Here is a 12,068-nt window from a genome sequence, read left to right on the forward strand (position 1 = left end):
AAATACGATATTATTAAGAAAATCCCGATTTTTCGTTATCTTCGTCATAATGAAAACTTTGCGCATACTTTTACTTTCTTTGGGAGGACTGGTTTTTGGACAAAACATCCAAAGTATACAGCTATTTAACCCGCAGACGAACGATGAAACGCCTGTCATAAAGTTCGGACAACAGCTGGTCTTAAGCTTTGATGACCTTAGCAATGCCAGCGAGATCTACAGATACACGATCAAGCATTACGACAGAAACTGGAACGATGACAATTTGTTTTTTACAGAGATTGCCAACGGAAGTTTAAACGGGCTTTTAGATCAGTTCCAATATTCTTTTAATACTATCCAGGCTTATACCCATTACAAGCTTACGTTCCCGAATGATAAAATACAGCCGAAGATTTCAGGAAATTTTGAACTGATTGTTTATAAAGATTCGGCGGACAGGCCGCTTTTCAAAAGACGGTTTTATCTGGTGGAAGATGCCGCAACGGTTGCTTTGAATATCTCGAGAATTGCAGATGCCAAAAATCCCGTTGTCAATCAAAGGGTAGAAGTAAAGGCAACTTCAAAAGCAGGAGATCTTTCTTCCAATGTCAATTCAATGACTTTAAATGTCATGCAGAACAACAACCCTGATTTGGCGGTTAATAATTTAAAACCAAGTGCAACACTAGGAAATCAGCTGCTTTTTCAACAGATGAACTTAACATTTCCGGGCAATAACGAATTCTATTATTTTGATAACAAGAATATGAATATGGCCGCAGATATGGTACAGGCTACAGAATTGAAGGATGGTGTAAACAACACCTATCTGCATCCGGTATGGGCTTTTCCTTTGAATTATCAATACCAGCCTGATGTAAACGGAGCATGGTTCTACAGAAGAAATGATCTGGGACTGGAAAGGAATGCAGAAAGGGAAGCTGACTATTCATGGGTGTATTTCTCTCTGGATTCTGAGCCTGTAGATAAAGAAATTTACGTATTGGGAGGTTTTAATAATTTTAAGCCGGGCAAAGAAAATCAGATGCAGTACGATGCAGCCAATAAAAAATATGTAGCTAAAATATTTCTGAAACAGGGTTTCTATAACTACATTCTCGCCACAAAAGAAAGCAACGGATCTCTGAATTTTGGAGAGATAAACGGTAATTTCTGGCAGACTGAAAACCTGTACCAGGCATTTTTATATTATGCGCCTTTCGGGCGTAATTATGACGGACTGATGGGGTATGGGGAATTCAGAACACCTATTGGTAAATAGTTTTTACATTGAATTTTAGATATCAGGAGGCATTCGTGGATGCCTCTTTTTTATTGTGTGGATGGTGGTGGATTTGTGTTTTATAATTAACCACCCCGTCAAAAATTCTTTGAATTTTCGCCACCCCTCCGCGGGAGGGGAATGTGCCCGTCATTTCAATATTCATTATATTTTCACTCTGGTATACTCCATGAAGTATTCAATTTAATAAACTTTAGGGTTTAAAAATTTTGTGGTTAATAAATATTTTTTTCATCCACAGATGTTTGTGGCTATTTGTGTAGATTATTTGTATCATTTGTGTTTAAAATCGAAATCAATAAAAAAAGGAACTGTAAAACAGCTCCTTATATTTTAAACCAGATAAAAATCGTTCAGTTTTTCTTCGCAGAGGATCTTTACTACATCTATCCAGCGGTCTTCGTCGTTCAGGCACGGAATATAATGGAAGTTTTCTCCACCTGCATGCTGAAACTGTTCCTTACCTTCCACAGAGATTTCCTCCAGAGTTTCCAGGCAGTCGGAAACGAAAGCCGGGCAGACAATGGCCAGGTTTTTTACTCCTTTTTTAGGGATCGTTTCTAAAGTTTCATCGGTGTAAGGCTCTATCCATTTGTCTTTTCCTAATCTCGACTGGAAAGAAACAATTGTTTTTTCTTTGGGAAGTCCTATCCTGGCGATCACAGCCTCTGTCGTTTTATAGCACTGATGGCGGTAGCAGAACTGGTGGCTTGGATTCGTCTCCCTTGAACAGCAGTCGTTAAGATTACAGGTCTTTGTAGGATCTGTTTTGTAAATATGCCTTTCCGGTACCCCGTGATAAGAGAACTGCAGGACATCGAAATTTTCAGGAAGCTTTTCCTTAATACTTTCTGCAAGGCAGTTGATGTAGATTTCCCTGTTGTAGAAGGGTTGTATATAATTGATCTTTACTTTCGGGAATTTCTTTTTACGTACTTCTTCCGCTTTTTCAATCACCGTTTCCGTAGTACTCATCGCATATTGCGGGTACAATGGGAACAGCACGATCTCGGAAACTCCCTGGTCAACTAATTTTTGAATGCCTGTTTCAATGCTCGGTTGAGCATATCTCATCCCGATTTCCACCGGAACGTCAACTACTTTCTGTAGTTTCTTTTTGATCTTTTCAGTAATGACAATTAAAGGAGAACCTTCATCCGTCCATACTGTTTTGTAGGCTTCTGCAGATTTTGCGGGTCTTGTTTTCAGAATAATTCCCTGAACCAGCAGTGCACGGAAGATCCAGCGGTAGTCGATGACCTTTTCATCCATTAAAAACTCGTCAAGATATTCCTTTACATCATTTACGGCCGTAGATCTTGGGGAACCAAGATTTACCAGTAAAATTCCTTTTTTATCCAATATTTTTAATTTTAATTATGAAACAGTGTTTTCGAAATCTGTTATCAATGTTGATACTTCTGCAAAGGTATTATTTTCAGCCCGGCCGTCACTGTTAAATTTTCCCTTTATCCCCTTTATTAAAAGCTGATGCCGGTCTTCTGTCCGGGCTCCGAGTGTTTTCAGAATCATGATTAATTCTTCATGACCTTTCTCTCCACTGGCAGATGCCGTTAATTACAGCAGCCGGCTTTTCAGAAAAAACAGTGGTAGAAACACACCACTCCAACAAGTTTTTCAGCCTGCTTGGGATACTGAAAATATATTCCGGAGTAGAAAATAAGACACCTGCCGAATTTTCAATCTCTTCCCTGATTTTCAATACTTCGTCTGGTGTATCCCTGTCAGTTCGTGAAGTATCGAAATGCGGAAGGACAGAAAGATCATCATATATACGAAACTCCATCCCCGGATGCTTTTCCAGAACCTGTTCTATTAATTTCCGGTTACCGGAATTTTTTGTGGCACTTCCAATAATGACCAAGATCTTTTTTGTGGGTACCATTTTATGTTCGGTTATCCGTTTACAGCTTCCACTCTTTCCACTAAGTCCGGAACGAACTGTTTCAGAATACTCTCAATTCCGTTTTTTAAAGTCGCGGTAGAGCTCGGGCATCCTGAACAGGCTCCCTGTAATAACATTTTGGCTGTTTTGCTTTCCTGGTCATATTCCATCAGGGAAATTTTTCCGCCGTCATTTTCCACTGCAGGAGCAACATATTCATTTAAAATATCTGAAATTTTCTGCTCGTCGTCTGTATAATCTCTGTTGATGATCTTTTCAACAGGGTTTTCATGTTTCTGAGGTTCAAGATTTGAAATTTCCCCTCCACTCTGAAGATATTCAGCAATAAAACCGCGTACAGCCATCATCACCTGATGCCATTCCACAGAGTCATCTCTTGTTACGGCCACAAAATTGTCAGAAATAAAAATTTCCTTTGCAAAATCAAATTCATTAAAGATAGCCTGTGCCAAAGGAACTCCCTCTGATTTCTCTCTCGATTTTACTTCCACAAAACCTTCCATAAGCAGTTTACTGGAAACAAACTTCATGGCATTGGGATTAGGTGTCATTTCTGCATAGATCTGATACATTTCCTTTCTTTTCTGAAGGTAAACTCTTGGATTAGCCAGTAATTCATCCTCAATGACATTTTTCAGGCTGTCGGCTACATGTTCCCATTCTATGGTGTCCTGCTTCGCTACGGCTACAAAATTAGCTGTAATGAAAATTCTTTCCACAAAAGGATAATTGAAAAGTTCCTGAGCCAGAGGGATTTCTGAAATATCTGAACTTCTGTCCAACTCTAAAGAGCCCGGGATCAGGTTATAATCCGCAACAAATTTCATCACTTTCGGGTTTTCAGTTGGTTCTATAAGTATCGTATGCATTTTTTCGTTAAATTTGAGATACAAAAATACGCAATTAGAAATTAGAAGTCAGAGATTAGAAATTAGATTTTCGCTATCACGGTTATTTGAAATTAAAAATTAGAGAATAGAAATGGCCGTTTCAGAAATTATTATTTTTCAAATTGACTCATTTTCAAATTATCAAATTAAAGCTATGGCAATTGTAAAAGAACTTTTAGGGAAAACACCTCAGATAGGAGAGGGTACATTTTTGGCAGAAACGGCAACCATTATCGGTGACGTTACTATGGGAAAGGACTGCAGTATCTGGTATAATGCAGTGATCAGGGGAGATGTGCATTACATCAGGATGGGTGATAAAGTAAATGTTCAGGACAATGCTATGCTGCACTGCACATATCAGAAGCACCCTTTAAATATTGGAAATAATGTTTCCATCGGTCATAATGCGATCGTTCACGGCTGTACGATCAAAGATAATGTACTCATCGGTATGGGAGCTATCGTTATGGATGACTGTCTGGTAGAAGAAAATTCTATTGTAGGAGCAGGTTCCGTAGTGACGCAGGGTACCCATATTAAAACAGGAGAAGTGTGGGGTGGAGTTCCGGCAAGAAAAATTAAAGATATTTCTGCCCAATTACTTGAGGGAGAAGTGAATAGAATTGCTGATAATTATGTAAAATACTCTTCGTGGTATAAGGAAAACCTGGAGGTGGGAAGCTAGTTTCGAGTTTTAGGGTATGAGTGTTTTAGGGTTTGAGAGTGTTAGAGGAAGTCTAAAGTGTTTGTTTCCTGGCTCTTGTTTCTTGAATCTATTATTTACCCGTTCACCATTCACTTGCGAAGCAAAATTCACCATTGATTTTAAAATACGATAAAAGCTCCATCCTACCGATAGAGCTTTTTTACCATCCCAGTATAAATTCCTGAATGAGTTTTTGTTGATTTTCAACGTATATATAACCTTTGATGTTGGTTTGTTTCTTATTGCTCTGCTGTTATGAGCTGGGCTTTTCCATTGATACACTTGACAGAAGTTGGCGGCATCACCATCATACAGTCAGATGTCATATTGTATTTTTCATTGAAGGCTTTTACCTTCTGTGTATACTCTTCAATTCTTGGCAGAAGGGTACTCTCTATTTTTTTAGGATAAGCGATATATTGCTCAGGTCCGCCACAGGGTTTTGCTCCCATAGGGGCAAATGTCCATTCCGAAGCATCGGCGCATTTTTCTTTGGACAATTCAGATTCAATGGATGCTTTTAATTTATCCATCTGGGCCTGTTCATATTTTTGGCTGTCTTCATCCGCAGGTCTTTCCGAAATATCTTTAGGCAGATTGGCAGTGGTATTTTTGGATGTATTGCATGAAACCAGAGCAAATGTAGTGCATAATACTATGAGTGGAGTATATATGAATTTTTTTTTCATTATAAATTTCTTTTCTGTTAAAGAATTTTCAAAAGTTGTGCCAAGGTAAAAAAATCAAATTCATTTCCGTAATTTTGAAGCGCAATGAACAATCATTTTTTTGACTTAATAGAGCATACGAACAGAAGTGTTTTTCTTACGGGAAAAGCAGGAACCGGGAAAACGACCTTCCTCAACGATTTTGTAAAGAAAACGAGGAAAAAATATATCGTAGTGGCTCCTACCGGAATTGCCGCGATTAATGCAGGAGGAGTTACCATTCATTCCATGTTTGGATTGCCTTTGAGGACCTTTTTACCGACCACGGACCGTATCGACGGGAGCCTGGCAAATAATATTGCCGACCTGATGCCGCATTTCAAATACAGAAAAGATAAGCTTAAACTTTTAAGAGAAGTGGAGGTTCTTATCATTGATGAGGTTTCCATGCTGAGAGCCGATGTTCTCGATATGATGGATTTTTCGCTGAGATTTATCAGAAGAAATAACCAGCGGTTCGGTGGCGTTCAGATGCTGTTCATTGGGGATCTTTATCAGCTTCCACCGGTGGTAAGGGATGAGCATATTTTGAAAATCTGTTATCAGTCGCCTTTCTTTTTCGACAGTCATGCTGTAAAAGATATTCCGCTTCTGACCATTGAATTAACCAAGGTTTACAGGCAATCGGATGAAAAATTCCTGGACATTCTGAATGCGATCCGTAACGGCGATGTAGCCAATATCAATTTTGATGTTCTTAATGAAAGATATGATCCGGATTTTAAAGCAGGAACTGAATCTTACGTTTATCTGTGTTCGCACAACAGGATGGCGGATGAGATTAACCAGGAAAAACTGGAAGAAATTGATCTGACCGTTAAAACCTATGAAGCCAAGCTCTTTGGGGATTTTAAGGAAAACCAGTACCCGAACGAGCAGTTTTTAGAATTAAAAGTCGGGGCACAGGTCATGTTTATCAGGAATGATATTACCGGTGAGAAAAAATATTTCAACGGAAAGCTGGGTGAAATTTCTGCGTTAGACGATAATGAGATCAAGGTTGTTCTTGATGGAAGCGAAAGGGAAATTACGGTTAAAAGAGAAGTCTGGGAACAGAAAAAATATTTCCTCGATACCGAAAAAAATATCAAAGAAGAAGTTTTGGGAAGCTTTGAACAGTTTCCGATAAAGCTGGCGTGGGCGGTTACCATCCATAAAAGCCAGGGATTAACGTTTGATAATGTGATCATTGATGCAGGGAAAAGCTTTACAGCAGGGCAGGTGTATGTAGCCCTGTCGAGATGCCGTACGCTGGAAGGAATTGTTTTAAAATCTAAAATTACTCCTGAAGTGATCTTCAAGGACAACAGAATTCTGCAGTTCCAGGGTGATACTTTTGCCAATGATAGTGTTGAAGCTATCCTGAACCGTGAGAAATATGATTACAGCATCAAAAAAGTACTCCGTACTGTGAACTGTCTGTGGTTTCTTCAGGAAGTGGAGGAATGGAATAAGCTTTCCATTACCACGAGAAGTATTGATCATGTAAAGACAAACCAGCTGTATGTTCAGCTGAAACACGAAATTGTCAACCTCGGAAAGATCTTCGAAAAACTGGAAAGGGTTATTTCCCAGAAGGTTAATAATTTTATTGAAAACAAAGAAGAATGGTCCGATATTGAAAGTAAAACGAAAGGCGCTGTTAATTTTTTCTTCACGGAAATCAGGGATAAAGTCTTCAATCCTCTGAAAGAATTCTATGCTGAAATTAAAGGCACAAAAGGCTTGAAACAGTATAATGAAGAGTTCAGAAACTGGCTGGAAGACACGGAAGAATACCTGAACAGTCTGAAAGAGATCCATTTGCTGGAAACGAAGCTTTTAGATGAAAAAAATGATAAGGAAATCAATTTAAAAATCGCAAAAGTTCCTTCCCAGGTTCTGACCTTCCAATTATTTGAGCAGGGAAAAACCATCGGTGAAATTGCTATGGAAAGAGGCCTGGTAAAAGAAACCGTGATCGGTCATTTAGCAAAATTTGCAGAGCAGGGCTTACTGGATATTTCAAGAGTGATCACTTCCGATAAGATCAAAGCTTTTGAAAAAGAATTCTACGAAAATCCTCATGAAACCCTTACGGAATGGAAGAATGCTTTGCCTAGTGATTTTGAATTTAATGAGATCAGGATTTTGATTAATCATTATAATTTTAAGAAAGAGAAGAATGATTCGATGTAACAAGAAAGACTGTCCCAAAAGTGAGACGGTCTTTTATTTGTTCAGAAGATCCTGATTGACCCGGTATCCAAGTTTACAAATAGAATTTAAAGTGATCTCTAAAATTTCATATTTGATAAGATTAGAATTTTGATCAATCATTATAATTCAAAAAAAAAGAAGAACAGATAAATAGTAAGGTTTAATAATGATTTTTATACAATAGTTTTGTCTAATTCTTTAGTTGTTCAAAATTGTATAATGTAATAAAGTCGATCTTATGTTGCCAAATTTCATTCGTAGAGGTTTTTGGAAATGCTCCAGATATTGAAGTGTTCTCAAATTCATCCTTAAAATAATATTTTATATCTGCTTTATAATTCAATGGAGTCTTTAAATTATTTCTTAAGCTAAGTAGAGTTTTCCAATCTTTATCTTCTTTTCCATCATTATAATAAGCTCCCATAAAAAATATTTCAACCGTATTATCTTTAGGATTTTCGGAAAAAAGTTTTTTGGATTTGCTTAATGAATAGTATTCTTTATATGGCTCAATATTCAATACACGATATTCATATTTACCTTCTTTGGTTTCTTTAAGTTCAAAAGTTACCTTTGAACCGATTGGAAAAGTGAAAATGCCATAATCAGTTGGAAATGTGGTTGGAATATTTTTGTGTTCTTGAGAAATTAATTTATTTCCAAAAATTAAAATTGTAAAAATTAATAATATTTTTTTCATCTATAAATTGTGTTGAAATATTCTATAAGCAAAAGTATGTAATGCAAACTCAAATTCCAATAGTTTTTTCCTGAACTAGCTAATCCATCCTATCAATTACAAAAAGTAACTAATGCAAATTATTAGCTTTAAATTTGTTTGGTTTTAAACCTAAAATTTAAAATATGAAAAATTTTGAAATATCGGTGCTTGATCTTGCTCCCGTAAAGCAGGATAAGAGTATTCACGATACCTTTCAGGACAGCTTGTCTTTAGCAAACCATACTGAAAATTTAAATTATAAAAGATTCTGGCTGGCTGAGCATCACAATATGGAAAGTATTGCCAGCTCCGCCACCACAGTTCTGATCGGTTTTATTGCCAACGGGACAAAAACAATAAGAGTGGGATCCGGTGGAATCATGCTTCCCAACCACAGCTCCTTAATTATCGCAGAACAGTTCGGAACATTGGAATCCCTTTTCCCGGGAAGAATAGATCTTGGGGTGGGAAGAGCTCCCGGTACCGATGGTCTTACAGCCCAGGCTTTAGGAAGAAATCCTGCGATCATCAACCAGCAGTTTCCGAGACAGATCTTAGAGTTACAGACGTATTTTTCGAAAGATAATTCTGATGCTTTGGTTCGTGCCATTCCAGGTGAAGGTCTCGATATTCCGCTTTATATCTTAGGATCCAGTACAGACAGTGCATGGCTGGCTGCAGAACTTGGACTTCCGTATGCTTTTGCGGGACATTTTGCTCCTGAGCAGATGGAAATGGCTTTTAAAATTTACAGGGAACATTTTCAGCCTTCGGAACAGCTGGATAAACCTTATGTGATGGCTTGCGTGAATGGAGTGGCAGCAGAAACTTCCGAAGAGGCACATAAAATGTCCACAACTTTATTTCAGGCATTTATCAATATCATAAGAAATGACAGGAAGCCTTTTGCACCGCCCGTAGATGATATGGATAACATCTGGTCACCAATGGAGAAGTCGATGGTTCTTCAGAAACTAAAATATACATTGATCGGAGATCAGGCAGAAATTGAAGAAAAACTTAAAGATTTTCAGGAAAAATTCAATGTAGATGAATTAATTATCAATTCCCATATCTACGATCACCAGAAGAGACTGAGATCCTACGGGATTTTCAGAGAGGCTGTAAACTCTTTATCCGAAGCCTAACAAACCCTTTATATTAATTGGCAGATGCTTATTTTTATAAGTATCTTTGCACAAATAAAAAGTAAACATGTCTGATATTAAATTGAATACTATTCCAGAGGCTATTGAAGACCTCAAAAATGGTAAAATAATCATAGTAGTAGATGATGAAGACAGAGAAAACGAAGGCGATTTTCTTTGTGCTGCAGAGCTGACAACGCCGGAAATTATCAATTTTATGGCATTCCACGGAAGAGGGCTGATCTGTATGCCGCTTCCTGAAAAAAGATGCGACGAGCTTGGTCTTGAAGTCATGGTAAGCAGAAGCAGTGATCCTAAGGAAACAGCTTTTACCGTTTCTGTGGACCTTCTTGGAAACGGAACTTCTACAGGAATTTCTGCCGGTGACAGAGCCAAAACCATTTTAGCTTTAATGGATGAAAAATCCAAGCCGACAGATTTCATGAGACCCGGTCATATTTTCCCGCTTCGTGCAAGAAAAGGAGGAGTTCTGAAAAGAGCAGGACATACTGAAGCTGCTATTGATCTTACAAGTTTAGCAGGATTAAAAGAAGGAGGGGTGATCTGTGAGATCATGAATGATGACGGTACCATGTCACGTTTGCCGGAACTTCATGCTTTTGCTCAGAAACACGATATGAAGATCGTTTCCATTGAAGACCTGATTCATTATCAGCTTAAAAAAGGAAACCTTATCGAAAGGCTGGAAGAAAGAAAAGTAAAAACAGCTTATGGTGACTTTGACTTTTTTGCATTCAGGGAGACATCGAATGACCAGATCCATTTTGCATTGACAAAAGGTTCATGGACGGTTGATGAGCCTGTTTTGGTAAGAGTTCAGTCTTCAGATTCTTATTTTGATGTACTGACAAGACTTAATAACGGTGAAAAACCGCTATTGGAAAAAGTAACCCATATGGTGAATGAAGCAGGAAAAGGAGCTGTTATTTTCATCAATAACGTTTCAAATTCTGAAAATACGCTGAGAAAGCTTCAGCAGTTCCTGAATTACCAGGACGGCCAGGTACAGCATCCTACTTTAGCATACAATTACAGAGATTATGGTATCGGAACACAGATCCTGAAAAATCTTGGAATCAATAAATTTAAAGTGATTACACAAAACCCGAATATCAAGCCGCAGGTTGGCGGATATGATGTAGAGGTTACGGAAATGGTTCAGCTGTAAAACGTAATTGGCGAATGACAATGGTTAAAACGGACTTAATTTGTGAATGTACTGAAGCAAGTAAAAAACGAGTTTAAGATAATAAAGGTTTAGAATTTTTCTAAACCTTTTTAATTTCTATAACAGAACCTTTAAAGAAGCTCGTCAGAAAATATATTGAAATCCGGAACAGGATTTCAGGCTATTTAAACCTTCAACTCACTTTACTCCAAAGTTTTACACTCAAAAACTCTCAAACCCTCCAACTCTAATACTCTCCAACCCTCCAACCCCAAAACCTTACAGGCTTATTTCATCAAAATTTCTAAATCCGTTCAGAAAATCTTTCACAGACATTCTTTTTTTACCCTCAAGCTGAAGTTCCTGTGGGAAATAAACGCCGTCCTCCGTGTAGATTTTAAAATCATTCTTAGAAATATCCAAAGTTCCGGAAGGTTTTCCATGATTATCAATTTCAAACTTTCCTGCGAAAATTTTTAATCCTTTTTCTTCTTCTCCAATTTTTATAGTTGTGAAAGCGGCCGGATAAGGGGACATTCCAAGGATAAACTGGTGAACTGTTTTGGATGGAGCATTCCAGTTGATTTTAGTGTCCTCTTTAAATATTTTATAGGCGTTTTTAGGATGCTCCACATGGGGCTGAGGCCTTTCAGTAATGGAGTTTTCTGCCAGACCGTTAAGTGTTTTTACGACCAGCTTAGAACCCATTATCATTAATCTGTCGTGGAGACTTCCGGCATTTTCATCCGGTAAAATTTCCAGTTCTTCCTGAAGAAGGATATTTCCCTCATCTATTTTTTCGTTAATGAAGAATGTGGTTGCCCCTGTTTTTTCTTCTCCATTAATTACGGCATAATTAATAGGAGCAGCTCCTCTGTAATCAGGAAGCAGTGAAGCATGAAGATTGAAAGTTCCAATCTTAGGCATTTCAAAAAGAACCTTTGGCATCATTCTGAATGCTACCACCACAAATACATCAGCTTCCAGCTTTCTAAGTTCCTCTAAAAATTCAGGATTTCTCAGTTTTTCCGGCTGGAAAACCGGAATATTATTTTCTGAAGCATATACTTTTACCGGTGACTGACTGATCTTCTGTCCGCGCCCACTGGCTTTATCAGCAACCGTTACAACACCTACAACTTCATGACTGGACTGATGAATAGCCTCCAGAGAGGTCTTTGCAAATTCCGGAGTTCCTAAAAAAACAACTTTCAATGATTTCATGGTGCAAAGATAAGGGTTTGCGGGTGAAAATGGAAAGGGTTTTGAGGT

General features: G+C 38.0%; 11 protein-coding genes. 5 read left to right on the top strand and 6 right to left on the bottom strand.

Annotated features, from left to right (window positions below):
* Positions 1-49 precede the first annotated feature (49 nt).
* Positions 50-1,264 (top strand): type IX secretion system plug protein, encoded by a 1,215-nt coding sequence (locus IX38_RS05050; protein ID WP_034702400.1) that lies wholly within the window; start codon positions 50-52, stop codon positions 1,262-1,264.
* A gap of 354 nt (positions 1,265-1,618) precedes the next feature.
* Here the strand turns inward: IX38_RS05050 and hemH are convergent, their stop codons facing one another.
* From hemH to IX38_RS05065, 3 genes are all read right to left on the bottom strand, one after another.
* Entirely contained in the window at positions 1,619-2,647 is a 1,029-nt protein-coding gene (gene hemH, locus IX38_RS05055; protein ID WP_034702402.1) for a ferrochelatase, read from the bottom strand.
* Between the two features lie 181 nt (positions 2,648-2,828).
* Positions 2,829-3,191, bottom strand: coding sequence for an NADPH-dependent FMN reductase (locus IX38_RS05060; RefSeq protein ID WP_051884482.1), 363 nt, complete (start codon positions 3,189-3,191; stop codon positions 2,829-2,831).
* A gap of 11 nt (positions 3,192-3,202) precedes the next feature.
* On the bottom strand, positions 3,203-4,081 hold the full coding sequence (locus IX38_RS05065; RefSeq protein WP_034702403.1) for a NifU family protein: 879 nt from the start codon (positions 4,079-4,081) through the stop codon (positions 3,203-3,205).
* Between the two features lie 175 nt (positions 4,082-4,256).
* Between IX38_RS05065 and IX38_RS05070 the strand changes: the two genes are divergently transcribed.
* Complete coding sequence (locus IX38_RS05070) at positions 4,257-4,790, top strand: gamma carbonic anhydrase family protein (protein ID WP_034702553.1); 534 nt, start codon at positions 4,257-4,259, stop codon at positions 4,788-4,790.
* 260 nt (positions 4,791-5,050) lie between these two features.
* Here the strand turns inward: IX38_RS05070 and IX38_RS05075 are convergent, their stop codons facing one another.
* On the bottom strand, positions 5,051-5,500 hold the full coding sequence (locus IX38_RS05075) for a hypothetical protein (RefSeq protein WP_034702406.1): 450 nt from the start codon (positions 5,498-5,500) through the stop codon (positions 5,051-5,053).
* Between the two features lie 84 nt (positions 5,501-5,584).
* Here IX38_RS05075 and IX38_RS05080 point away from each other — a divergent pair, with 84 nt between their 5' ends.
* A complete protein-coding gene (locus IX38_RS05080; RefSeq protein WP_034702408.1) occupies positions 5,585-7,717 on the top strand; it encodes a helix-turn-helix domain-containing protein in 2,133 nt (710 codons plus the stop codon).
* 211 nt (positions 7,718-7,928) lie between these two features.
* On the opposite strand, the gene IX38_RS05085 is transcribed toward IX38_RS05080, so the two are convergent.
* A complete protein-coding gene (locus tag IX38_RS05085; protein WP_034702410.1) occupies positions 7,929-8,438 on the bottom strand; it encodes a hypothetical protein in 510 nt (169 codons plus the stop codon).
* Between the two features lie 164 nt (positions 8,439-8,602).
* Here IX38_RS05085 and IX38_RS05090 point away from each other — a divergent pair, with 164 nt between their 5' ends.
* Together IX38_RS05090 and ribB are read left to right on the top strand one after the other, a co-directional pair.
* Positions 8,603-9,607 carry an LLM class flavin-dependent oxidoreductase gene (locus IX38_RS05090; protein ID WP_034702418.1) on the top strand — a complete coding sequence of 335 codons (1,005 nt, stop codon included), beginning with the start codon at positions 8,603-8,605 and terminating at the stop codon, positions 9,605-9,607.
* Positions 9,608-9,674: 67 nt separating this feature from the next.
* On the top strand, positions 9,675-10,796 hold the full coding sequence (ribB, locus tag IX38_RS05095) for a 3,4-dihydroxy-2-butanone-4-phosphate synthase (RefSeq protein WP_034702420.1): 1,122 nt from the start codon (positions 9,675-9,677) through the stop codon (positions 10,794-10,796).
* 279 nt (positions 10,797-11,075) lie between these two features.
* Here ribB and fmt read toward each other — a convergent pair whose 3' ends face one another.
* Entirely contained in the window at positions 11,076-12,020 is a 945-nt protein-coding gene (gene fmt, locus IX38_RS05100; RefSeq protein ID WP_034702422.1) for a methionyl-tRNA formyltransferase, read from the bottom strand.
* Positions 12,021-12,068: the final 48 nt, after the last annotated feature.

The organism is Chryseobacterium luteum (assembly GCF_000737785.1).
Lineage (GTDB): Bacteria > Bacteroidota > Bacteroidia > Flavobacteriales > Weeksellaceae > Chryseobacterium > Chryseobacterium luteum.

Bases quoted from the DNA above. Each gene is read 5' to 3' on its own strand.
- IX38_RS05090 (WP_034702418.1), top strand. From the start codon at position 8,603: ATGAAAAATTTTGAAATATCGGTGCTTGATCTTGCTCCCGTAAAGCAG.
- IX38_RS05075 (WP_034702406.1), bottom strand. From the start codon at position 5,500: ATGAAAAAAAAATTCATATATACTCCACTCATAGTATTATGCACTACA.
- fmt (WP_034702422.1), bottom strand. From the start codon at position 12,020: ATGAAATCATTGAAAGTTGTTTTTTTAGGAACTCCGGAATTTGCAAAG.
- IX38_RS05085 (WP_034702410.1), bottom strand. From the start codon at position 8,438: ATGAAAAAAATATTATTAATTTTTACAATTTTAATTTTTGGAAATAAA.
- IX38_RS05060 (WP_051884482.1), bottom strand. From the start codon at position 3,191: ATGGTACCCACAAAAAAGATCTTGGTCATTATTGGAAGTGCCACAAAA.
- ribB (WP_034702420.1), top strand. From the start codon at position 9,675: ATGTCTGATATTAAATTGAATACTATTCCAGAGGCTATTGAAGACCTC.
- IX38_RS05080 (WP_034702408.1), top strand. From the start codon at position 5,585: ATGAACAATCATTTTTTTGACTTAATAGAGCATACGAACAGAAGTGTT.
- IX38_RS05070 (WP_034702553.1), top strand. From the start codon at position 4,257: ATGGCAATTGTAAAAGAACTTTTAGGGAAAACACCTCAGATAGGAGAG.
- IX38_RS05065 (WP_034702403.1), bottom strand. From the start codon at position 4,081: ATGCATACGATACTTATAGAACCAACTGAAAACCCGAAAGTGATGAAA.
- IX38_RS05050 (WP_034702400.1), top strand. From the start codon at position 50: ATGAAAACTTTGCGCATACTTTTACTTTCTTTGGGAGGACTGGTTTTT.